This window comes from Mycobacteroides abscessus ATCC 19977 (genome assembly GCF_000069185.1).
Lineage (GTDB): Bacteria > Actinomycetota > Actinomycetes > Mycobacteriales > Mycobacteriaceae > Mycobacterium > Mycobacterium abscessus.
This window is the reverse complement of sequence record NC_010397.1, coordinates 2,544,942-2,567,741: the sequence shown is the minus strand read 5'-3', so window position 1 is coordinate 2,567,741 and position 22,800 is coordinate 2,544,942. Positions and strand designations below refer to the sequence as shown.

Annotated in this window: 24 protein-coding genes; 13 read left to right on the top strand and 11 right to left on the bottom strand. The window is 62.7% G+C overall.

What is annotated here, in order from left to right:
- The first annotated feature begins 17 nt into the window (after positions 1-17).
- On the top strand, positions 18-473 hold the full coding sequence (locus MAB_RS12805) for an ATP-binding protein (RefSeq protein WP_005114366.1): 456 nt from the start codon (positions 18-20) through the stop codon (positions 471-473).
- 50 nt (positions 474-523) lie between these two features.
- On the opposite strand, the gene MAB_RS12800 is transcribed toward MAB_RS12805, so the two are convergent.
- Entirely contained in the window at positions 524-946 is a 423-nt protein-coding gene (locus MAB_RS12800) for an STAS domain-containing protein (protein ID WP_005111031.1), read from the bottom strand.
- 512 nt (positions 947-1,458) lie between these two features.
- The gene (locus MAB_RS12790) at positions 1,459-2,277 is read right to left on the bottom strand and encodes an RNA polymerase sigma factor SigF (protein ID WP_005093360.1); all 819 of its coding nucleotides are present in this window, start codon (positions 2,275-2,277) and stop codon (positions 1,459-1,461) included.
- 308 nt (positions 2,278-2,585) lie between these two features.
- Between MAB_RS12790 and MAB_RS12785 the strand changes: the two genes are divergently transcribed.
- Both MAB_RS12785 and MAB_RS12780 read left to right on the top strand, forming a co-directional pair.
- Positions 2,586-3,281, top strand: a complete 696-nt coding sequence (locus MAB_RS12785; protein WP_071997912.1) for a HemK2/MTQ2 family protein methyltransferase — start codon at positions 2,586-2,588, stop codon at positions 3,279-3,281.
- A 44-nt stretch (positions 3,282-3,325) separates the two neighbouring features.
- Complete coding sequence (locus tag MAB_RS12780) at positions 3,326-3,493, top strand: CDGSH iron-sulfur domain-containing protein (RefSeq protein WP_005093358.1); 168 nt, start codon at positions 3,326-3,328, stop codon at positions 3,491-3,493.
- On the opposite strand, the gene MAB_RS12775 is transcribed toward MAB_RS12780, so the two are convergent.
- Positions 3,490-4,497: an iron-containing redox enzyme family protein gene (locus MAB_RS12775; RefSeq protein ID WP_005111029.1), complete on the bottom strand. Its 1,008-nt coding sequence runs from the start codon at positions 4,495-4,497 to the stop codon at positions 3,490-3,492. The genes MAB_RS12780 and MAB_RS12775 overlap by 4 nt on opposite strands.
- 58 nt (positions 4,498-4,555) lie before the next feature.
- Positions 4,556-5,065 carry a flavin reductase family protein gene (locus MAB_RS12770; RefSeq protein WP_005093354.1) on the bottom strand — a complete coding sequence of 170 codons (510 nt, stop codon included), beginning with the start codon at positions 5,063-5,065 and terminating at the stop codon, positions 4,556-4,558.
- A 149-nt stretch (positions 5,066-5,214) separates the two neighbouring features.
- Between MAB_RS12770 and MAB_RS12765 the strand changes: the two genes are divergently transcribed.
- The 4 genes from MAB_RS12765 to MAB_RS12750 are packed head-to-tail and all read left to right on the top strand — an operon-like array spanning position 5,215 to position 10,371.
- Positions 5,215-5,874, top strand: a complete 660-nt coding sequence (locus MAB_RS12765; RefSeq protein ID WP_050546848.1) for a Crp/Fnr family transcriptional regulator — start codon at positions 5,215-5,217, stop codon at positions 5,872-5,874.
- Positions 5,871-8,291: a phosphoketolase family protein gene (locus MAB_RS12760; RefSeq protein WP_012296555.1), complete on the top strand. Its 2,421-nt coding sequence runs from the start codon at positions 5,871-5,873 to the stop codon at positions 8,289-8,291. The genes MAB_RS12765 and MAB_RS12760 overlap by 4 nt, the downstream gene beginning before the upstream one ends.
- Positions 8,292-8,327: 36 nt before the next feature.
- Positions 8,328-8,894 carry a hemerythrin domain-containing protein gene (locus MAB_RS12755; protein WP_005079592.1) on the top strand — a complete coding sequence of 189 codons (567 nt, stop codon included), beginning with the start codon at positions 8,328-8,330 and terminating at the stop codon, positions 8,892-8,894.
- A 28-nt stretch (positions 8,895-8,922) separates the two neighbouring features.
- Positions 8,923-10,371: an FAD-dependent oxidoreductase gene (locus tag MAB_RS12750; RefSeq protein ID WP_005088236.1), complete on the top strand. Its 1,449-nt coding sequence runs from the start codon at positions 8,923-8,925 to the stop codon at positions 10,369-10,371.
- Positions 10,372-10,383: 12 nt separating this feature from the next.
- On the opposite strand, the gene MAB_RS12745 is transcribed toward MAB_RS12750, so the two are convergent.
- The 3 genes from MAB_RS12745 to MAB_RS12735 form a co-directional block, all read right to left on the bottom strand.
- Positions 10,384-11,400: a DNA topoisomerase IB gene (locus MAB_RS12745; protein ID WP_005093348.1), complete on the bottom strand. Its 1,017-nt coding sequence runs from the start codon at positions 11,398-11,400 to the stop codon at positions 10,384-10,386.
- A 62-nt stretch (positions 11,401-11,462) separates the two neighbouring features.
- Complete coding sequence (locus MAB_RS12740) at positions 11,463-11,729, bottom strand: YdeI/OmpD-associated family protein (protein ID WP_005079596.1); 267 nt, start codon at positions 11,727-11,729, stop codon at positions 11,463-11,465.
- The gene (locus MAB_RS12735; protein ID WP_005093345.1) at positions 11,726-12,247 is read right to left on the bottom strand and encodes a hypothetical protein; all 522 of its coding nucleotides are present in this window, start codon (positions 12,245-12,247) and stop codon (positions 11,726-11,728) included. Before MAB_RS12735 ends, MAB_RS12740 begins: the two co-directional genes overlap by 4 nt.
- A gap of 174 nt (positions 12,248-12,421) precedes the next feature.
- On the opposite strand from MAB_RS12735, the gene MAB_RS12730 reads away from it, so the two are divergent.
- From MAB_RS12730 to MAB_RS12720, 3 genes are read left to right on the top strand one after another with little or no spacing between them, the layout of a single operon-like run.
- Entirely contained in the window at positions 12,422-13,423 is a 1,002-nt protein-coding gene (locus MAB_RS12730; RefSeq protein ID WP_005111019.1) for an alpha/beta fold hydrolase, read from the top strand.
- 58 nt (positions 13,424-13,481) lie between these two features.
- The gene (locus tag MAB_RS12725) at positions 13,482-14,921 is read left to right on the top strand and encodes an Hsp70 family protein (protein ID WP_005088239.1); all 1,440 of its coding nucleotides are present in this window, start codon (positions 13,482-13,484) and stop codon (positions 14,919-14,921) included.
- A 50-nt stretch (positions 14,922-14,971) separates the two neighbouring features.
- Positions 14,972-15,589, top strand: coding sequence for a DUF1345 domain-containing protein (locus MAB_RS12720; RefSeq protein ID WP_005079604.1), 618 nt, complete (start codon positions 14,972-14,974; stop codon positions 15,587-15,589).
- On the opposite strand, the gene MAB_RS12715 is transcribed toward MAB_RS12720, so the two are convergent.
- Both MAB_RS12715 and MAB_RS12710 read right to left on the bottom strand, forming a co-directional pair.
- A complete protein-coding gene (locus tag MAB_RS12715; RefSeq protein ID WP_005079606.1) occupies positions 15,586-16,734 on the bottom strand; it encodes an acyl-CoA dehydrogenase family protein in 1,149 nt (382 codons plus the stop codon). The genes MAB_RS12720 and MAB_RS12715 overlap by 4 nt on opposite strands.
- Positions 16,735-16,755: 21 nt before the next feature.
- Entirely contained in the window at positions 16,756-17,985 is a 1,230-nt protein-coding gene (locus MAB_RS12710) for an acyl-CoA dehydrogenase family protein (RefSeq protein ID WP_005111017.1), read from the bottom strand.
- Between the two features lie 124 nt (positions 17,986-18,109).
- Between MAB_RS12710 and MAB_RS12705 the strand changes: the two genes are divergently transcribed.
- Complete coding sequence (locus tag MAB_RS12705) at positions 18,110-18,736, top strand: TetR/AcrR family transcriptional regulator (RefSeq protein WP_012296554.1); 627 nt, start codon at positions 18,110-18,112, stop codon at positions 18,734-18,736.
- 169 nt (positions 18,737-18,905) lie between these two features.
- On the top strand, positions 18,906-19,727 hold the full coding sequence (locus MAB_RS12700) for an aminoglycoside 6-adenylyltransferase (protein ID WP_005111014.1): 822 nt from the start codon (positions 18,906-18,908) through the stop codon (positions 19,725-19,727).
- Between the two features lie 28 nt (positions 19,728-19,755).
- On the opposite strand, the gene MAB_RS12695 is transcribed toward MAB_RS12700, so the two are convergent.
- Positions 19,756-21,372 carry a diflavin oxidoreductase gene (locus MAB_RS12695; protein WP_005079611.1) on the bottom strand — a complete coding sequence of 539 codons (1,617 nt, stop codon included), beginning with the start codon at positions 21,370-21,372 and terminating at the stop codon, positions 19,756-19,758.
- 131 nt (positions 21,373-21,503) lie between these two features.
- On the opposite strand from MAB_RS12695, the gene MAB_RS12690 reads away from it, so the two are divergent.
- A complete protein-coding gene (locus MAB_RS12690) occupies positions 21,504-22,280 on the top strand; it encodes a hypothetical protein (protein WP_005111012.1) in 777 nt (258 codons plus the stop codon).
- Here MAB_RS12690 and MAB_RS12685 read toward each other — a convergent pair.
- Positions 22,250-22,798, bottom strand: a complete 549-nt coding sequence (locus tag MAB_RS12685) for a DUF1802 family protein (protein ID WP_005075651.1) — start codon at positions 22,796-22,798, stop codon at positions 22,250-22,252. The genes MAB_RS12690 and MAB_RS12685 overlap by 31 nt on opposite strands.
- Between the last annotated feature and the right edge of the window lie 2 nt (positions 22,799-22,800).

The window sequence follows — 22,800 nt, the reverse complement described above, 5'->3', positions numbered from 1 at the left end:
GACGCATTGGGAGAGATATGACCGAGGCCCACACCACTCATTCCGGCAGCCACCCAGACGACCGATCTCTGAGGTTCGACATGGCGGCACGCTTGGAGAACCTGGCCATGATGCGCACCGTCGTCGCCGCGGCCGCAACGGTTGACGATCTTGATATGGACATGGTGGCCGACCTCAAACTGGCCACGGATGAAGCGTGCACTCGCCTGGTCCGATCCTCGGTACCCAACGCGATGTTGGTGGTCCGATTGGACTTCCATCTGGACCGGTTGGTCATGGCGGTGTATTCACACTGTCAGCCGGGCGATGTCTTTCCGCTCGACAGCTTCAGTTGGCATGTGCTCAGCTCGCTGGCGGATCACGTGGAAACATTTGAGCGTGCGCACCCGGATGATCCGGTCGGGCACATTGTCGGAATCAGCCTGACCAAGCTACGCGACACCGGCTCCGCTGTCCGCGTGGCGAACGGGTAGCGGAGCCCGCTACGCGGCTACTGTGCCAACTTCTTCCACCGGCTACGCCGCTACTGTGCCAACTTCTTCCATACGTCGGGTATCGCGTCGTTCACTGGGTAGGCGGCCATATCACCGCTCAGGGTGAGCAGCTTTGTGACGGCATCCCCCGGTATGACCGTCCAGTCGATCCCCTGTACCTTGCAGTGACGTCGCACCCTATCCAAGGCCACCAGTCCATCAGTTCCGAAAAACCGCAGGCCCTGCAGATCGAGCACCAAGGTCCGGTGTCCGTCCAAATAGCGGGTCGCGTACTCGGCCAGGTGATTAGCGTTTACTGCATCGATCTCGCCGGTGGCTCGCACCAACACCGCAGACGGGCGGTGCCAGTGTGCCGTGAACCTTGCGGTGTCGTCTGCTGACGAAAACAGCGAAACCACACCGGTTTTGGCTCGAGCCGCGAATCGTGATGCATTTTGGTCAATGACAGACATATGACTCCATCGATCGAAATGTACGTTCTTTTCGGATCGGAGACACCAGGCCAGTCGCCCGGGCAGAAGCCCGCGCTCTGCGCTGGCATCGAGTAGACCCTGCGCGGCTGTGGACTCAACCTGAAGATGACGCTACGCCCCTTCGCGCTAGTCCACAACGTTTCTCGTCGCCGAGTGACGCAGCGCAAAGGACAACACCGCATCCGGACGGAACGCACGTCTAGGGGTGTTTCGCCTTGTGGAGGACGCACACCCCGGCGCGCGCGAGCACGGGGATGACGGCCCGAAAGCTAATCTTGATCGTCGTGAATCAGAGTGGACGCCGAGGGTGTCCGGGCCAATGCCAACAGCGAACAATGGCCGACGGCAGGCGCATGCTGCGGGTATCCCTGCCGCACGAAGCCTGCGAACCGTCGAATCAAGGACAATGGGCTCATTGCACACCTCCAGGGCAGACCGCTTGGCACGTCATATACCCGGTCAAGCAGTTCTCTAACCGCGGACAGGGCGGTCTACGCCATCTGTTCTCGCAGGTACCGCAAGGTGTCGCTGAGAATCCGGGATACGTGCATCTGCGAAACACCAATCTGTGCGGCAATCTGGCTCTGGGTCATTCCCTTGAAAAACCGGAGCTCAAGCACGGTTCGCTCTCGCAGGGGTAAATTGGCTAAAAGAGGCCGTACTGCCTCGCGGTTGGTCACGTGTTCCAGGGCTGGATCTTCATTCCCCAGCAGATCGGAAAGATGCTTGGATTCCTGATCGCCGTGGCTGAGGGGCGCCTCGATGGATTGAGGCTGATAGGCGTCCGCGGCAATCAGAGATTCCACCACCTCTTCGCGGTCGATACCCAACTCTGCCGCCAACTCCCCGGCGGTAGGCGCCCGCTGTAGCTCCTGGGTCAATTCCGCAGTGGCCCTGGAGATTTGAGCGTGTCTATCTCTTATAGCCCGCGGTACGTGCAGCGACCATCCGTGGTCGCGAAAGTGCCGGCGCACCTCCCCCATCATGGTAGGAACCGCAAAGCCGAGGAAGCTGGCGCCCTTTTCCGGGTCAAAACGGTTGACCGCATTGAGCAAGCCCACTCGGGCAACCTGGATCAGGTCCTCGAGATCTTCACCACGGCGATCGAAATGACGTGCGACATTGTCGGCCAGCGGCAGGCATCTGGTGACTATCTCCTCGTGCTTACGTTGGTATGCGTCACTGTGCTCCGCCAAGCCGGCGAGAGACCGAAACATGTCCGGTACGTCCGCGTAGTCGTCAGTCGGCCGGCCAACGCGTGGTTTCACCTGTGAGTGTCCGGTCTCCGGTACATCAACAGGGCATTCCATGTGTAAACCTCTCAACGCTGTCGACGGAGCAGCTCATATAATTTGGCCGGCAACGTCCATGTCGGCCAGCTGCGCCTACATCCGACGGTGGTCCGCCGCCGGCCCTGCTCCGGCAGACCCCGTTCTCTCATGCCAACCTATGCGCGCCACATCTATCCCTTCACACTAAGCGGCCACCGCGATGGGCACCACCCTCCGATGGGAATGCCCCCTTACCAAAGTTTTGCGCTCTATACAGGTTTGTTTCGCGGTCAAAAGGGGAAATTAGGCCACGATGGCCGCATACGAACTGAAGAGGGGCAGAGCCGATGCTCATTGACCACCGCGCGGACAGCGGGATTCACGTCGATTCGGGTGTTTATGTCCCACAGTATGATTCAGCACTGCTAAGAGAGTCTATGACCAGGTTCTTTCCGCCGGCCGGACTCAGAGTAGCTGACCTGTGCACGGGAAGCGGCTATTTGGCCCTGGCGGCCGCCAAAGAAGGAGCCGCCGCCGTGACGGCGCTAGACATGTGCCCACTCGCCGTCGAGTGCGCACAAAGCAACGCACAACGCGTAGGTGCCGATATCACGGCTTTGCAGGGTGACTGGTTGCGCGCAAAGGAATTTGGCCCCTTCGATCTGGTGCTGGCCAATCCCCCGTACGTGCCGGGCGATCGACGTGTACTGCTCGGCGATGCCGTTCCGGCATCGGTGGGTACCACCTTGGCATTTCATGCCGGAGTGAGTGGACGACTCGTACTCGACCCGCTGTGTACGCACGCGCACGAGTTACTGGACCCGCACGGGGTGTTGCTCCTGGTCCAATCGGAGTTTGCCGATGTATCCCAAACTGTGTACGCACTCGCGGCCACCGGACTTACTGCGGAAGTCATTGCTGAACAGCATGTTCCATTTGGTCCGGTGATGTCGGCGCGAGCGCCCTGGTTGGAACGCATGGGTCGCCTTGACAAGGGTCGCCGGACCGAACGGCTGGTCGTGATCGCGGGGCGACGGCCATGACACCGCGTCCGCGCCGCTCAGTACGGATCGTTACCGCGGGACCGATGATGGTTGAGGGACCGCTGTCTATCGAGTTGCCCAACGGCGATGTTGTCGAGTCGGACCGGTTTCAGGTGGCGATCTGCATGTGCCACAAGAGTTCCTGTTATCCGCTGTGCGACACGAGCCATCGCCGTTTCAAGCGGACGTCGAAACGGCGCAAGTGCGGCTAGCTCAGGGCACGATTCAGGGAGGTACGGCCCAAGGCCCAGCTGCTCAACAGGTGATGGGCCAGCCGGTCCTCCATCATCCGAAACACCCTCATACCGAACACCACTCGCCCGCTTAGACCCGGTTCTGTCTCTACCAGGTTCGCCACCACATCCGAGCGGACGACCTCCTCGTGGACCGCGTCCGCCTCGACGTGCTCCTGGTAGAAGTCGACGCAAGGCGACGGCGCCGACAGGCGCCGCAAGCCGCGGACCATCTGGCGTGAACCCGGCGGCGAGGTAATCTCCGTCGCCGCAAAATGCCCAATCGCGGCCCCGCGTAATGCGCGGTGTAGCCCGAACAGGGACATGACATTCACCGCCGCCAGCGATTCAGCAGCAGCATGTTCGAGATATCCAAGGTACTCGGGATCCATCCCCGCGGCTGCCAACAGATCACCAAATAGACTCTGGTGCAGTGCGTTTCCGTGCCCGCCGCCGAACTCGTCGAACTCGATGGCCACGAATGAGGCCTTGGCCTGGCCGGACAACCGCGGGATAACCCAGGCCTGCGGGTCGCCCTCCTTGAGGTGGTAGATCGAACGCTGGGCAAAGTACTCCTGCATGTGCTCCCACGACGCGTACTCGGCAAGGTGCACCGACAGGTTCGCGTCGTCTTCAGGCTCCCGCATGAGCGCATCCAGTTCCGCGGCGATCGCATACTCGTGAGAATCCTGCCCGGCGTCACTCTCCAGCCGCGCAAGGAAATCTTCCTCCATCCGGCGACGCAGGTTGAGCAAGCCGATATCCCACTCCCACCTCGGATCAACACCGGAGAAACCTCGATAGTGAAGCTCGTAGCAGACATATAACGCCAGTTGTAGATCTAGCCCATAGGGATTGGCGGCGGCCAGCATTTCTTCGACATCGTCGGGGTGAGCCGACGGCGATCCCTTGGCCAGCAGGTCAATCACCACCGCCGACAACGGCCCCCGCGGTTGCGGGAGGCGGGGCTCGGCGGCGATCACAGTACGATTCACACACGGTGAGTACCCCGGCGGACTGCCGTCAAACGAACTTTCCGCCCTAGGCTTCGTGACCGGGAGTGAGCCCGTGGACGTCGCTGAGGGACACATACTGACCCAGTTCCCGCGAGCGGCTTACGGCCACCGGCAACAGCACATGGCCGATATGGTCACCCAGCGTGATACGGGCCAGTATCTCGCCCACGAACCAGGCGGCGGACTGTTCCAGGATGGGGACACCGTGCGGACCGTCGCGCCAGGTACATCGCGCAAACTTGTCGACACTGTCTCCCGTCAGCTCGCCGAAGAGGTGCACCAGCTCGTCTTCCGCGCGTGGGATTATATGCACTGCCAGGTGACTTGCCTGCTGCGAAGCACGCCAGGTGTGGTTCTTCTCGGACAGCCCTGCGAGAAACAGCGGCGGATCGATACTGACCTGGCCGGCGAATCCGACAAGACACCCCGCGGGACCATCGGCCCCTCGCACCGTCACCACATACACCGGTTGATCCAATTGGCACATAAGGCTGGCGAACTGGGCTTGCGCGCAGTTTTCCGGCATGCCTGTCATCTCGACCTCCGATCCCTATCTCAGTCATACCCCGTTTGCATACCCCGTTTGTCACTGCCAAGAACGGGTAGGCGGGCTCAGTACGACAGTCCACGGAAGATGGAGCGATTGTGCACAGTGCGGTCGAGGAAACGCCAGTGTTTCGCGGCATGAGCACGCCCGCGGTGGCGGCAGCCACTGCGCGTCTGACCACCGAGCATTTTCAGCCGGACGAGGTGATATTCCGTCCGGGGGACCCCGGTGACCGCATGTATCTGGTCACCCAGGGAAAGGTGGCACTGAGCAGGCGGTCGGGCGATGGCGCCGAGCGTCTTGCCACCTTGGTCGGTCCTACGGAGATGTTCGGAGAGTTGTCGATATTCGATCCGGAGCCCCGAAGGTCTGAGGCCCGAGCGCTGACCGCCGTGGCGGCAAGGGGCATGGATCGCGACACCATGCGCTGGTGGATTGCCCACCACAGCGACGCGGCCGAACAACTGCTCAGGGTGCTCGCCCGGCAGGTGAGGAAGGCCACCCGCAAGTTGGCCGACATACCTCACGCCGATATCACCGCGCGAGTGGCCGCGCAGCTGCTCGACCTCGCCCAACGGTTCGGGACCATAGAAGGCGACTCGGTGTACGTCGAACATGGCCTTTCGCAGCTCGAGCTCGCCGACCTGGTTGGGACATCGCGAGAGTCCATGTGCCGTGTGCTGCACGAATTCGAGAAGCGCGGACTTATCCAGGTCCACGGCACTTCCCTGACGATCTACGACTGCGAGGTACTTTCCGTGCGCAACCATGCGGCAAGTGGAGTGATCGAGAAATGAATACCGCACTGTCAGTGACTGATTCACAGATTCCGACATACCCGCGCCCGCTCTCCGCGGAGGAAGTCAGACAGATCGACGCCTACTGGCGCGCCGCGAACTACCTGTCGGTGGGCCAGATCTACCTGTTGGACAATCCCCTGTTGCGCGATCCGCTCACCGCAAGCCACATCAAGCCCCGCTTGTTGGGACACTGGGGCACGACGCCCGGCCTCAACATCATCTATGCACATCTCAATCGCATTATCCGCCAACGTGATACCAATGTCATGCTGGTCACGGGCCCCGGACACGGCGGCCCCGGGGTGGTGGCCAACACCTACCTGGAAGGCAGCTACAGCCGCTTCTACGCACACATCGGCCAAGACCTGGACGGCTTGCGAAAACTGTTCAGGCAATTCTCCTTCCCTGGCGGCATTCCCAGCCATACGGCTCCGGAGACACCCGGCTCGATCCACGAAGGCGGCGAGCTCGGGTACGCGCTGGCGCACGCATATGGCGCCGCCTTGGATAATCCAGACCTGGTGGTCGCGTGCGTTATCGGCGACGGGGAGGCCGAGACCGGGCCCCTCGCCGCGAGCTGGCACTCCAACAAATTCGTCAATCCTGCCACCGACGGCGCGGTGCTACCCATCCTGCATCTCAACGGCTACAAGATTGCCAACCCGACGGTATTGGCTCGCATCCCCGAAGACGATCTCACGGCGCTTCTGACCGGATACGGTCATGATCCGCGAATAGTCGTCGGCGACGATCCGGCCGAGGTGCACCAGCAATTGGCCGCGGCATGTGATTGGGCCTTCGACCGGATCTCGCATATCCAGCAAGAAGCCCGACAGGAACGAGCGGCGCATCTTCCCCGCTGGCCACTCATTGTGCTACGCACTCCCAAGGGATGGACCGGACCGAAAATGGTCGAAGGTGTGCCCGTGGAGGGAACCTGGCGTTCTCATCAGGTACCACTGGCCGAATGCCGCACCAACCCATCACAATTGATGCAGCTGGCCAACTGGATGCACAGCTACCGACCCGAGGAGCTTTTCGACGACCGTGGGGTGCTGCGGCCTGAGGTGGCCGGGCTGGCTCCCCGTACGGAAAAGGCGATAGGTAGCAACCCACACGCCAACGGCGGCCTGTTGATTCGGGAGCTTGACCTGCCGGAGGTCGATCAATACGCGGTCCCCGTGGGATCTCCGGGCGCGATGACCGCAGAAGCAACCAAAGTGCTCGGCGCCTATCTTCGCGATGTGATCGATCTCAACCCGAACAACTTCCGGCTAATGGGCCCCGATGAGACGGCATCCAATCGCTTGTCGACGGTCTACGAACGCACCGACAAGGTATGGCTGGAACGTAGCGAAACCACCGATGAACATTTGGGCCCCGAGGGCCGGGTGATGGAAGTACTCTCCGAACACCTGTGTCAGGGGTGGCTTGAGGGATATCTCCTCACCGGACGGCACGGCCTCTTCAACTGTTACGAGGCCTTCGCCCATATTGTCGACTCGATGCTCAACCAGCATGCCAAATGGCTTTCCAGCAGCTCAGAAGTTCCGTGGCGACAGCCGATTCCTTCTTTGAACTATCTACTGACATCCCATGTTTGGCGCCAAGACCACAATGGCGCGTCTCACCAAGACCCGGGGTTTATCGATCACGTCGCCAACAAGCGCCCGGAGGTAGTGCGGGTGTATCTACCGCCCGACGCCAACACGCTCTTGGCAGTCACCGACCATTGTCTGCGTAGCAGGCACTGCGTCAATGTTGTGGTGGCGGGTAAACAACCTGCCCTGACCTATTTGAGCATGGAGGCGGCACGCGCACACTGCGCCAGAGGGCTGGGCATCTGGGATTGGGCGAGTAATGCGCCGAACGAGCCGGATGTCGTGCTGGCCTGCGCCGGAGATGTACCAACGCTGGAAACCTTGGCAGCCGCGGACATCTTGCGCCGGAGGTTGCCCGAGCTCGCGGTCCGGGTAATCAATATCGTGGACATCATGCGCTTGCAACCAGCATCTGAGCATCCACATGGACTGCCCCACACTGATTTTGACGCACTTTTCACCCCTGATAAACCGATCATCTTCGCCTACCACGGCTATCCCTGGTTGATCCACCGCCTTGCCTACCGCCATACCAATCACGATCGGATGCACGTACGCGGGTTCAAGGATCGGGGCACCACCACAACACCTTTTGACATGGTGATGCTCAATGATCTGGACCGTTTCCACCTTGTCATGGATGTTATCGACAGGGTCGAGGGTCTGGGCAGCCGAGCCGCAAACCTACGGCAGGAAATGGTCGACGACCGAATCGCTGCCTGCCGGTACACCCGAGAGCATGGCCGGGATGATCCCGTGATCGCCGACTGGGTATGGGAACACGAACTCGGTTCCCTGAGTGGCAGTCGCTGAGAACATCCGCAGCAACGTGAGAGGAGGTCGATCTCGATGGCGAGTCTGCCCACTCCTGAACTCGCGACAGCCAGCGATCTCGTGGAGTTCCTCGAAGACCAGCATGTCGCCATTCGGACGTTGTTCGACGCCGCGCTGTCACCTGAAAAGGGCATCGACAGCGGGAGTTTCACTCGATTGCGTGGCCTGCTCGCGGTGCACGAGACTGTTGAAGCGATGGTTGTGCACCCGTGGTCACGTGGAATCTCTGAGGCCGGACGGACGGTTGCGAACACACGTTTGGCTGAAGAACTGGCGCTGACGACCGACCTTGAACAGTTGGAGGCCACGGCGGTGGGGAGTCCGGAATTCATCGTGGGTCTTGCGGCGTTGCGATCGGCGACGCTGGAGCACTGCAGGCTCGAAGAGGAGGAGGAATTTCCCATGCTCTCAGGAGAACTCGGGCCCGTCGACAGACGCCGAGCGGGTCTTGCCGTCGGCATGTCCGAATGGTTCGCGCCCGCTCCCGAGCGTTCACCCGCTGAATCCACGATCGCCAGTCCCACGCATGGCCCTTACGGGGAAATGGCGGCCAGGGTAAGAGATATTCTCGCCGCGGTTTGACGAGCGGGCGACCGGGTAGGTCTGATGGGTGAATTCCATTTGGCTGGAGGGCCGTTCGGGCTTGGTAGCGCGTGTGCCGCTTGCGCCCGATGACACCACACAGACCGTCGACATCGCGGTTATCGGAGCGGGCATCACTGGCCTCACCACAGCACTTCTCCTTGCTCGCGCAGGCCTTGAGGTGGTGGTGCTTGAGGCACGGAGCGCCGGAGATGGGACGACGGGAAACTCCACTGGGAAAATCAGTGCCCTGCACGGAACCAAGCTGTCTCGTATCGCGCACAGGCATGGCCATGCCGTCGCACGCGCATACACCACGGGCAACACAGAGGGGCGCGACTGGCTGCTGCGCTATTGCGAGGAACACGGCGTACCGACACAAACCGAGGATGCCTACACCTATGCGCAAACCCGTGAGGGCACCGCCGGCGCTCGGGATGAATGGAATGCTTGTCTGCAGGCCGGGCTGCCCGTCAGGTGGGAGACCACAGCCGACACTCCCTTCCCCTACTACGGCGGTGTTCGCCTGCCCGACCAGGCGCAGTTCAACCCCGCACAACTCGTGGAAAGCATGGTCGCGCAGCTCGAGGACCACGGCGCCCATTTCTTCAGCGGCATGCGGGTCCGGTCCATATCGGGGCGGGGGCCGCTGCGAATCAAGGGCGACTACGCACATGACGCGGGCGCAGGGGAATTCGCACTCGAGGCACAACGCTGTGTGCTGGCGACCGGCACGCCGATCCTGGATCGCGGCGGATTCTTCGCAAAACTGACCGCAAACCGATCCTATTGCATGTCATTCGACGTTCCGGGGCCCATTACCCGGGCGATGTATCTGTCGGTAGACGCGCCGCTGCGATCCGTGCGCTACGCACCCTCATCGACAGGTGACCGATTGGTCGTGGGCGGGGCGGGCCATGTGGTGGGCCATCCGGCACATGCCCGGGAGGCGTTGCGGGAACTGGCCGGCTGGGCTCAAACCCACTATCCGGGCGCCACCCGGACACACAGCTGGGCTGCACAGGACTATGCGACCATCAGCGAACTTCCTTATGCGGGACCGCTGCTGCCCGGCGGGAAGAGAATTTACCTGGCCACTGGATATGACAAGTGGGGCATGACCAATGGCATCGCAGCTTCCCTGGCACTGTCCTCACAGATTCTCGGAGGTCGGATGGATTGGGCGAACGCATTCGCAAGCTGGAGTGCACTAGACCTGCGAGCCATCCCGGCGGCGATACGCCTGGGGAGCCGGGTTGCCCGTGACTTCGCTTCCGGCTGGGCGACAGCCATGCTCACCTCTCGTCCCGAACATGCGCCGGTGTGTACTCATCTAGGCGGAATTACCACATGGAATGACGCAGAGGATATCTGGGAGTGCCCATTACACGGCTCCTGCTTCGATTCGGGCGGTTCGGTTCTCTGGGGGCCCGCCACCGAGCCACTCGATCGACTTCCGGCCGACGGCGCACGCTAGCAGGAACCCCTTTCACAGCCGCGCGGCACGCTGGATGAGGTGGCGGGTTGCCTTGTCGAGGATGTTTTGGGCCGCATCCGGTTTCTTGCGTGCCGCCCGCCGCAGTGCCGGCGCGATCGTGCGTCCATGCCGATAGCTCACCACCACCCGGGGATCAACGTATGCGTCGCGGGCCACGGTGGCGGTGTTGCCCAACGCCGCACCGACCTGTTTCATCACCGCCGACGTCGCCTTGGCGATCTGTGTCCGATTCTCTGGCGGCGTCACCATTTCCGAAAACTCTATGGCGGCAAGGACCGTTCCGTGCCAGGTACGCAGATCCTTGACACTGAACTCGCCACCGACAACGCTCCTGAAGTACTGGTTCAAATCGTCGGAGCGAACCTCTACAAGTTCGTGCCCGTCACGGTATCGCAGGAGTCGATGTGACCCGTCGTTGATGCGCAGCAACCCGCGGATGCCACGCGCAGCCTTGGCATCGACCACTTCAAAGTGTTGCCGGACACCGCTTTTCGCCGGGTAGTCGAAAATTGTCAGCGAGCCGCGCACGCGCACGTGCTCCGGGAGAAGCGTAGCCACGCCGTAGGAATCGTTGTCATCCGCGTATTCGTCTCCACCGGAACGAAAATGGCCATGGTCGAGCAGCCGGATACCCAACGCGAGGACCCGACGGCGAGTGGCGCCCCGCGTGTCGAGATCCTCATCGATGTGCGCACGTAACTCGGGCAGCCGACGTGACAGTTCCAGTACTCTGTCGAACTTTTCCTCAGCACGCTCGTCTTGCCATGCCTCATGGTAGATGTACTGTCGCCTGCCTGCGGTGTCTCTGCCGACCGCCTGAATGTGGCCGTTGATGTGTGGACTGATCCACACCTCATTCCACGCCGGCGGGATGGCCAGCGACTTAATTCGTTGCAGTGTCGCATCATCGGATAACACGTCGCCGTTGGCGGCGTAATAGGCGAAACCCTTGCCGCATCGTTTACGTGCAATCCCCGGCGCATCGGGTGTGCTTCGGCGTAGGCGCATGGAACCCTCCCAATCGCTTGGTGGGTGCACTACCCGTGCGGGAGCGGTCCTACACGTACGAGCTATTTGCCGGTGCGCTCGCGATGCTTACATCCGGGCCAGCAGCACGGTCTGCGCTTGCCTTCTTCGAGCTCTTCCTGAGTACGCCGAATGCGCCGCTCCCGAGTGACCTGTTGTTTGGCATCTTCCACCCAACAGATGAACTCGTTGCGCCCCAGCGGCGTGATGTCCTGCCACAACGCCAGCGCCGCGGGATTCGCGATCAGCGCCGCGCGCAAATCTGCGGGCACCCTGTGCACTACTCCCCCAGCGACCTTCGCGCTACTCATGGCGTGGCAGCGGCCGGCGCCGGACCGGTTGGCTCGTATCCAGGCGGTGGAGGCCCGTTCAGCGAGTGGTACCCGGGAGGCAACGGTGGCCCCGACGGCTCCGGCGCCGCATACGGGTCCCGGATCCTGCCCGGGTTCGAGGACTCGGGTGCATTCGTGGAGATGTATCCCGGCGGCAGTTGAGGCGCCGGCCCGGCATTGGCAGGACGCCCGGCGACACCCTCGGGTGTGTCGAGCGGACCGTCATGGGCTTGATGCCAGAGATCGCGGATGGTGCCCAGCGGCCCTCCTGAGCCCGAGCCATAGGTCGGGTTCGTAACCTCGGGCACCGACGGTTGTAGGGCTGGTGGCGGCGGTGGTCCCAGAGCCTCAGTACCGGGTGCGGCCGCCTGCGGAGCCGAAGGCGCGGGCGAAGGCCCAGGCCCGGGCTCGGCCGGATCCGCACCGGCGGGCGCCGACAAAGAGAGTGCGGCACCGGCGACGATCACGCCAGCGACGAACAGCTTGGCTACGTCCATCCGGCCATCGTCGCATACACGATGTGCAGCTGCTGGTCAGTGGCGATGCTGACGGGTGAGAAACGAGCCCTCGATCATCTACCGCGGCGCGCCACCCTGGCACGGTAGAGTTCGACGCCGTCGTTTCCCCGAATTGTCGACGCCAATGGGTCACTCACAGAATCGGTTCCTGACATGATCAGCAGACGCGGGTTTTCCAAGGTGGCGCTGCTCACCGCGGTCGGTGCCACCGCACTCGGGGCGTGCTCGAATGGTGCCAGTGTCGACCCGACACGCCCGCGCACCGAGTTTCCGCCCCTCAAACAGGTCGACGCCGGGCTGCTCAATGTCGGCTATGTCGACGAGGGGCCGTCCGACGGGCCACCGGTAATCCTGTTGCACGGCTGGCCCTACGATATCCACAGTTACCTCGATGTGGTACCTCTTTTGACCACCAAGGGTTTTCGGGTATTGGTGCCTTACCTACGCGGTTACGGCAGCACCCGGTTCAGGTCGGGCGACACGTTTCACAACGGTCAACAGGCCGCACTCGCCACTGACGTCATCGACTTCATGGACGCCCTCAAGATTCCGTCGGCCATCCTGGGGGGATTCGACTGGGGTGCCCGCAACGCCGATATCGTCGCAGCCATATGGCCCGATCGAGTGACGGCACTTGTCGCTGTCAGCGGCTACATCATCGTGAATCTGGAAGCCAACCAGCAGCCCCTCTCGCCCCAGGCGGAATGGGGTTGGTGGTATCAGTACTACTTCGCCACCGAGCGCGGCCTGCACGGCTATCGCCACAACACGCGCGACTTCAACAAGCTCATTTGGCATAACGCGTCGCCGACGTGGAAGTTCGACGACGACACCTATGCTCGCTCCGCCGCGGCCTTCGACAATCCCGACCACGTCGACATCGTCATTCACAACTACCGGTGGCGACTCGGCCTGGCCAGGGGCGAGTCGCGCTATGACGCCGTCGAAGCCAAGTTGGCGACCAAGCCCACGATCGCCGTGCCGACCATCACGATCGGCAGCGATTTCGACGGACCGACCAAAGATGGGACCGCCTACCGGAAAATGTTCACCGGAAAGTATGCCCACCGCGTGCTGGACGGGATCGGCCACAACGTCCCGCAGGAGGCGCCGCAGGAGTTCGCCAACGCGATCATCGCTGCACATGCCCTCTAGACCTCTTCCCCGGGATCTCCCGCCTAGAATCGCAAGGGAACAGGCGAACAGGTAGGTAATGAACTCACTCGGAATGTCGATCGGGGCTACACAGCTGGTTGCCACCGATGGCAACCCGGACGGTGTCCCGGTAGTGCGAAGTTCGCTGCTCACTCTCCACGAAGACCAGCCCTCGGAGGTTGGCGTCCCCAAGGAGCCCGGTCTGGGCCTGGCCGGATTCGTCGACCGTGTCGGAGACCCAGTAGGAATCGTCGGAGCCGATGGTTCTGTGCACAGTGCCGACTGGGTGATGGCCGAAGCCATCCGCATCATGATCGCCGACGCGGCTGTGGTCGCGAACTTCGATAGTCCACCGGCGCTGGCCGCCGCAGTGCCCGCATATTGGGGTGGGCACTCCATCGCCGCGCTACGGGCCGCCATAGACAAAGTGCCCGCGCTGGCACCCGGCGGCCGACCGATGAAGTTGGTGCCGGACGCGCGCGCCGCCTTGGTGAGCATGCGCGATCGCATCCCCCACCATGGCGTGGTCGTGGTCTGCGATTTCGGCGGAACCGGTACCAGCATCACGCTGGCCGATGCCGCCGACGACTTCGCAACACTCGGCGAGAGCGTTCGCTTTCGCGACTTCTCCGGGCAGCGGATCGACCAGGAACTGTTGGCACTGGTCCTGGCCAACCTCAACCAGGATCCCGACGGGACGGCCTCCCTGGGTGCCTTGACGCGCCTGCGGGATCGCTGTCGCGCCGCCAAGGAGCATCTGTCGACCGACACCACAACGGTTATCCCAGTCGCGTTGCCAGGCCTGGCATCCGATGTTCGGCTCACCCGCGGCGAACTCGAAGAGCGCATCCGCGAACCGCTCTCAGCATTGATCACCAAGATCCAAGAAACCCTGGAGTACAACAACATCGCGCCCGCGAGCGTCGCAGCGGTCCTCACAGTGGGTGGCGGCTCCAGCATTCCGCTTGTCACCCAACAGCTTTCCGAACGATTGCGATGCCCGATCATCGCCGCACCTCACCCCCAGCTCGCCGTGGCGTTCGGAGCTGCCTTCATGGCTGGCCAGCCCGATGAAACACCTTCCGCCGAAGCAACGATGCGGTCACCGGAAGCGACCATGCTGCGGCCTGTCGCCACCGGCGAGGAGACCGCCAAGAGTCCCGCATCGGCGCCCATCGACACTGTCGAGTCCGGACTTGCCTGGTCCGAATCCGATACTTCCCCCGAACTGCAGGAGTACGAGGACTACCAGGACTACTCGACACCGACCACAACCGCGCGGCCCGAGGTGACCTTTAGCCCGGCACCGGACGATTACCGGGACACTCCCCCGATGCGCTGGTTTCAGCGGCCGGTCCTGTGGTTCTTTGCCGCCGCGGTCTTCTCCGCTGCGGTGTTCACCGCATTGTTCATCGCCTGGCAGGACCGCGACGAGGCTCCGGCTCCGAGTAACCGCACCTCGACCACGACGACGGCGACCAGCACGCCACACCCCTAGTACGGCAGGAATCCCTATCGAAGCCAGGATGACGAGATGGTGGTGTTTTCATGACCGGCGCCAATCGATTTTGGATCGCACTGGCGGTGGGGATGATGGCCGGGGCATTGACCGGGGCTGTACTAGCACGCTGGCAGGTGGCTCTGCTCGCGGTGGTCATCGTGACCGCCGTCATCAACGTCGCGTGGTCACTTGTTGTGTTGTGGCCCATGGACCCCGATCAAACGCGCACCCGCGCCGGCAGTGAGGACATGGACGACGAGCTAGGCGATCTTGCGATGCTGCTGATCCTCGTGGCCAGCCTCTCGGCAATCGGCATACTCCTGGTCTCTGCCAACGATGAGGACAAGGGCACTTACGCGGCCCTGTGTATCGGTGCCATCTTGACGGTGTGGGCGATGCTGCACACGATCTACGCCGCCCGATACGCGCGCATCTACTACCAGGGCGCCCCAGGCGGCATCGACTTCAATTCCGATGTGCCGCCGCGGTATGTGGATTTCTACTACTTCTCATTCAATCTCGGCATGACCTACCAGGTCTCCGACACCGCCGTCACCACCTCACACCTGCGCGACGTGGTGTTGAAGCACTGCCTTTTCAGTTATATCTACGGCACGGTGATCATCGCGTGCACGATCAACCTGGTGATCAACCTGGTCGGCTAGCCCTGGGTGCTGCGCGCGATCCCGTACCGTGCGGTGTGAAAGTCGCGGTTGCCGAACTCTGACTCAATGACGGTGAGACGCTTGAAATAATGGCCGATGGCCAGTTCCTCGGTCATGCCCATGCCGCCGTGCAACTGTACGGCCTCCTGCCCCACCAGACGTGCGGCACGCGCGATCGTTGCCTTGGCCGCCGACACAGCACGGGCGCGGCGAGGTCCATCGAGATTGAGCGAGGCCAGATAGGAAGCCGCGACCGACTGCTCAACCTCGATATGCATGTCCACCATACGATGTTGCAACGCTTGGAAATTGGAGATCGCTACGCCGAATTGCTGGCGCTGCTTGGTGTATTCGACCGTATCGGCCAGCACCTTGCGCAACATGCCAACTGCCTCGGCCACAGTCGCAGCCGTGGCTTCATCGAGCGCGGCCTCAATGAGTGGCCATGCTTGATCCACTTCCGAAATCCGTGCCGAATCCGGCACCCGCAGTCCAGATATCACCAAGTCGCTGGCATGGTGGTCATCAATCGTCCGGTAATGATGCGCCTCGATTCCCTGAGCTGGGGCGGCCGGATCGAACGGCACGACGAACAGCGTGAGGCCGGAGGTATCGGCAACCTCGCCGGAGGTTCGTGCGCTGACAATCACATGGGTGGCCAGAGGCGCGTCGCTCACCACGATTTTCTCACCGTCGAGCACCCAATCCGGCCCATCGCGGCGGGCGGTGGTCTGCACCGAGTGGAACGACTGGCCGGAAGTGGGTTCAAGGGCCGCGAATCCCGTCACGACGTCACCGGAGGCAATGCCTCCGATAAGGTCGCCGGCCACTTCGGCGTTCGACCGCCGCAGCAGCCCGCCGCCGAGCACCACCGTGCCGATGAACGGCTCGACGACGAGATGGCGTCCGAGCACCTCGCAAATGACAAGTACTTCCTCGGCGCCACCACCGAGGCCACCGCGGTCCTCGGGCAGCGGCGCGGCGAGGATGCCGAGCTCCTCGGCGAAGGACTTCCACACCTGCGGCTGCCACCTGATATCCGAGCGCGCCGCGCGCCGGCTGGTGTTCAAGGCGTACCGATTAGACAGAAAATCCGATATCGAGTGCTTCAGGAGTTGTTGTTCGTCGGTGAGGCTGAAATCCATGGTGATATTCGCTCTTGTCTGTCAGAGACCCAGCTGGGCCTTGGCGAGGATGTTGCGTTGAATCTCGTTGGAACCGGCATAGATCGACCCGGCGCGATCGTTGAAATAGTGCAACGGCGCCACCGCCTGCCACAGCTCGCCGCTGTGATAACCGTCTGCGGGCGGGGTGTACTCGACGACCGGGCCACCCGGCTTGGTGACGTGAGGCTGGTATGCCCGGCCCCGCGGCCCTGCCGCCTCTAACGTCAGTGTGGTCAACGCCTGCGATAGTTCGGTGCCAAGGATTTTCAGCATCGAGGATGCCGCGCCCGGATTGCCGCCGCCTGCCACGACCGCCAGCACGCGATGCTCGAGGACCTCGAGTACGTCGACACGAATCGCCAGGTCGGCCAGTTTGGCACAGAACACGGGATCGTCTGCCAGGGTGCCGTTCTCGGCAGGCACCGACCGCGCGTCAACGCTCAGCTGATCGAGGCCCACCTGCAGCATGGGTGCCACGGCCCCGCCGCCGCGCTCGAACTCAAGGAGGTACTTCGCGACGGTCCACCCCTGGTCAACCTCCCCGAGCACATTGGCCCGCGGCACACGCACGTTGTCGAAGAACACGACATTCTGTACCTCCTCGCCGGAACTCATCACCAAGGGTTTGACGTCTATGCCCGGCGACGTGAAGTCGATGAGAATGAAGGTGATACCGAGCTGTTTCTTGGGCCCCTTGGTGGTGCGAACAAGGGCGAACATCCAATTCGCCTCGCGCGCATGGGTGGTCCAGATCTTGGAGCCATTGAGGACGAAGTCATCACCGTCGGCAACGGCCGACATCTGCAACGAGGCCAGGTCAGACCCCGACTCGGGCTCGCTGTACCCCTGACAGAAGAACACCTCGCCCGTGAGGATCCGGGGCAGGAAGAACTCTTTCTGTTCCGGGCTGCCGAACTTGATGATGGCATGTGCGACCATCCGAATTCCCATGGGCGACAGTGAAGGTGCCCCCGCAACCATCGATTCAACCGAAAAGATGTAGTGCTGGGCAAGACTCCACGGCTGCCCGCCGTATTTGACCGGCCAAGCCGGCGCGGCCCATCCCTTCCGGTGCAGGATCGCCTGCCACCGCATACTTGCCTCGTGATCGCTGTACACGCTGGTCTGCAGACGCCCGGCCGCCCGCAGCTCCGCGGTGAGGTTCGCGTCCAGGAACTCCCGGACTTCGGTACGGAATTGTTCTTCCTCTGCCGAGAAGGCCAGGTCCATGTGCGCTCCGTGGTGTCGAGTCTGCGGTGGGAAAACGACGACTGCGACCGATCTGGATGCAGGCGCATTCAGATTAATACCCGTTCCGGTCCCAGGCAATACCGGCTCCTGCAAGACTGGTCAGATGTCGTCTCCAGCCGGCCGCTCATACAGCGGCCTCCCCGCGGACGAGCGCCTGGCCCGACGCCGACAGCGGCTCTTGGAAGTGGGCCTGGACATTCTCGGCACCCCTGATGGGTCCGGTGACCTCACGCTGCGAACCGTCTGCCAGCGGTCCGGCCTGGCTCAGCGCTACTTCTACGAGAGCTTCGCCGACAAGGACGAGTATGCGGCCGCCATCTTCGACTGGGCGATCGAAGGGCTTGCCGCGACCGTCGAAGCGGAGGTCGCCGCCGCGCATCCGCGCCTGCAGGTGCGTGCGGGCATAACCAGTGTGGTCCGCGCGGTGAGCGCCGATCGTCGCATCGGCCAACTGCTCTACAGCCGCCACCAGGTCAATCCGGTGCTGGTACGGCGCCGGTTCGACGCTACGGCAATGTTCGTGTCACTGTTCGCTCAGCATCTGCACGACTGGTTCCGCCGCGATGATCAGGGCAATCTGCCCGTGCTCGCGCATTTCATTGTGGGCGGAGTTGGGCAAGCCGTGACGGCATGGCTGCATCAGGAGGTCACGATCAGTGAGGACGAACTGATCGAGCAGCTGGTCGACATGCTGTTAGCCCACGGCCCCGCGGGGTCGGGGCAGCGCTGAGGACGCGTCTGCTATATCCGTCAAATCTGTTGCAACGGCATAAATTCCGATGCCTCTGTACACCGACATGCAATGCGCTCAACACCAACCGTTCACCAACGTTATCGCAGTTGACTTTGACGTTTCACAAGGTCTTGAGAACAGGGCTCCCACCGCCAAAGATGTAGGCGTGGATTACGGCGAGGTACTTGAGCGTCTGGTCGGCTGGGCCAACGAAACGAACTCGGTTCGGGCGGTTATCGTCACCGGGTCCGGCGCCGACGGGGACGCCCATCCCCTGTCAGACCGCGATATCGAGCTATACGCACCGGATCCCGACGAGCTGGCGGACGACGAATCGTGGTGGTCGGATCTCGGCGAGGTGCTGGTGGTCGAGCGACTGGAAGACGAGGACTCCGGATACCCGACCCGACTGATCTACTACAAGGGCGGCAAGCTCGATTTCACCCTGATTCCTGCCGAAGATCTCCCCACGGTGGAACACGACCGGCCATTTCGGGTACTACTCGACAAGGACGGGGGCGCTCCCGATCCCGCCGCTGTGGTCATACCGCACGGCCAACTGCCGGACGACGAAGAGTTCGAGGAATGTGTGCACTGGGGCTATGCCGCCGCATTGATGTGCGCGAAATCCCTGGTACGCGAAGAACTCTGGTCAGCGAAGCTGCGTGACCAAGACCTCAAGGAAGAACTCCTGCGGATCATCGAGTGGGATCACCTGTTGCGATACGGCACCGCTCACGACACCCGGTACCTGGGTGCCGGGATGAACAGCTGGATGGACGCCGACATCCGCGATGAGCTCGGCGAATGCTGGGGCCATTTCGACGCAGAGGACTCTGTCAAGGCCCTGCGCCACACGGTGGACCTATTTACACGGCTGGCCATCCGCGCCGAAGCCGCTCTGGGCTTCAGGCCGTTCAACCATCACCTCCTTCACGGCGAGATCGACGCGATCTTGGCGCTCCGCGAGATTCAGGTGCATTCGTAGGTGCGCTCCGCCGGTGCGCGCGTCGGCTCTAGTAGACGTCGCGCACGTACCGGTGGTTCTTGATGAGTTCATTGACATAAGCGTGTGCGCCGGCGGCGTCCATACCACCGCAGCGAGCCACGATCTCGTGCAGTGTCGCATCGACGTCCTTTGCCATGTGCTCGGCGTCGCCGCACACATACACATAAGCCCCGTCCTGGAGCCAGGCCCACAGCTCGGCCGCATTCTCCGACATACGATGTTGGACATACTGTTTGGGCTCACCGTTGGCCCCGTCACGGGAGAAGGCAAGGTCAAGTCGAGTCAGAACACCCGAGGCCACGAACCCCTGCAGCTCCTCGCCGTAGAGGAAACTCGCGGCGCGATGCCGGTCACCGAAGAACAGCCAGGAACGCCCCGTGGAACCGGCCGCCTGGCGCTCTTGCAGAAAGCCGCGAAACGGCGCAATCCCCGTCCCCGGCCCGATCATGATGATCGGGACATGGCCCCCGGGCAGCCGGAAGGCGTGGTTTGGGCGCAGATGCACCCGGACCGCCTGCCCGCGATCAGCCAAGAATGTCGACGCCACACCGCCATACGTGCGATCGGCATTGGAGTAGCGGATGGTCGCCACGGTCAGATGAACCGTATCGGGATACACGACAGGGCTTGAGGCGATGGAGTAATCGCGGAACTGCAGGGGGCGCAGATTGTCGATCAGTTCCTCAACGGCCAGCTTTCCCAGCCTGACCAGGTCCAACACATCCTTACCGTATAGCCAGGAGCCCGGTACCGGCGTGCCGTCACCGCTGAGCGCGGCGACCGCATCCGCGTCGTCGGTGCGGGATGCGACCAACGCCCGAAGCGTTCGCGAGGGAGTCCGGATCTCCAGGTGGTCGGATAACAGCTCACCGAGGGGCAGGTCGTGGCCGGCTAGCCGATGCGCGGCCGGCACGCCCAACTCGGCAAGGATCGCCTCGACCAATGCGGGGTCATTGGGCGCGTGCACGGCGATGGAATCGCCGGCTTCATAGGAGATTCCGGTCCCCGCGAGGTCCACCTCATAGTGACGCACCTCCTTGTCGGATTCCGCCGTGGTGAGCAATCGGTTGACAACAAGGCGTGCCTCGACGGTTTCGTGGCGTTCGCGTTTGGCGGGTGTTGCCGTTTCGGTGACGACGGCGGATTCCGTGGACCCAATAGGGCCGGCGGCCAGCAGCTTCACCAGATCGGTGGTCCATTCCTTCGAGGGCTGCAGGTACGGTCCGTCGACATCGGTACGTTCGGTGAGCCGACTCGCGCCAAGCTCCTCCAGGCGCTTGTCCAACAGCAGCCCCGCATTGCAGAAGAATTCGTAGCTGCTGTCGCCCAATGCCAAGACCGCGAATTGCAGGTGCGCAAGCCGCTCGGCGCCTTCAGCACTCAGCGCCTCCCAGAACAACAGCGCATTATCGGGAAATTCGCCGTCGCCGAAGGTGGACACCACCACGACGAGGTGTGACGCCGACTGCAAGTTCGCGATATCGACCTGGTTGAGTTCGACCGCCTCGGATTTGATGCCGGTGGCCTCTTCCAGAGCCTCGCAGAACGACATGGCGGCGTCCTCGGCGTTGCCCATATCGGTGCCGTAGCCGACGATCAACGAAAAATCCGGCTGGGCGGTCACAGCGCTCCCTCACTCGCGCGCGGGGCTGATCCCAGCGCTGGGTGAGGGCGACCTTACTTTGACACAGGGCACTGTGGGGGCCTCCCCTCTTTCCCTGCCTGGACCCCCTATCAACCCGCTAGCATCCCAACGTGTCCTGGCTGAGTACCTGGTGGCGCTACGACGTGGTGGACGGTTACAAGGGCCCCCTTCTGCTGGGTTTCGTCGCGTTCGTGGTGACCTTTGTGGTGACGCGCACGATCACGCGGCTCATCCGCGACGGGAAAGGCCCCTTTCACAACATTTCCGGCGGGGGCGTCCATATCCACCACTCGACACCCGGTGTGCTGCTGCTGATCGTCGGCGGCTTTACCGCGCTGGGATCGCCACCCCTATCGGTGTGGACCTATCTGGCCGGCCTGCTGGTCGGCGTCGGCGCCTCGCTGGTGCTCGATGAGTTCGCGATGATCTTCCATTTGCAGGACGTCTACTGGACCAACGAGGGGCAGCTGTCGGTGGACATGGTGACACTGGCCACCGCGTGCATCAGCCTGGCGGCTGTCGGAGTGTCACCGCTGAATGTGGACGGACTCACGGGAGTCATCGCCATCGCACGCGGCGTCGCCATGCTTCTCTTGCTAGTGCACCTGGCCCTGGTCGCGGTCACCGCGTTGAAAGGCAAATACCCCACCGCGATGCTGGGCATTTTCCTGGCACCCATCGCCTGGGTGGCGGCCTTCCGCCTGGCACGTCCCACATCTCCGTGGGCGCGATGGCGCTACTCACCCCGGAGACTCACGCGGGCTAGACAGCGAGCGCTGGGTTTCGACCACCGGTGGGGCCCGGTGCGCCGGCATTGGCTCGACGCCATCGGGGGCACGCCCACGCCCGAGCTTCCTCAGCCGCCCACGGATTCACGGACTCGTTGAGCGACCCGCGCCAGTGCTGATTCGGTATGGACCGCTGTTCCCCATTGCGGGGCCACGTCCAGTTGCACCCAGCTGGAGCATCCGCGGTGTTCATCGCGGCGCGGGATTCGCACGGGCGCGACTAAGGGGTATGCACGCACCACCAGCACCGTGAGACGGTGTTTGGGCCGAAAGTCCAAACGGTCCGCCCGGATCGACTCTGCTGTCCAGATATGCAGTGCGGCAATCTCTTCGAGCGCCTCGGGGCGGCCGACCTCGATAGCGGCCACCACCTCTGCGCCGGCCCGCACCACGACCTGCGCTTCGGTGCTATCGGCGCCAGCGCGCGGCAACAGGTCATGGTGTTCTGGCCGTACCCGCTCGGCGTGGCCATGCACGGCAGTCGGAAAGAACAAGAATCTCGAATCGGCCAGTGTGAAACGCTTCTCGTGGATCCCGCCCTTGCGCAGCAGAATTGTCTGCCTGCCATCGAGCAAGGCATGCACCGCCGCACTCCATTCCTTCAGCGCGGTGGTCACCC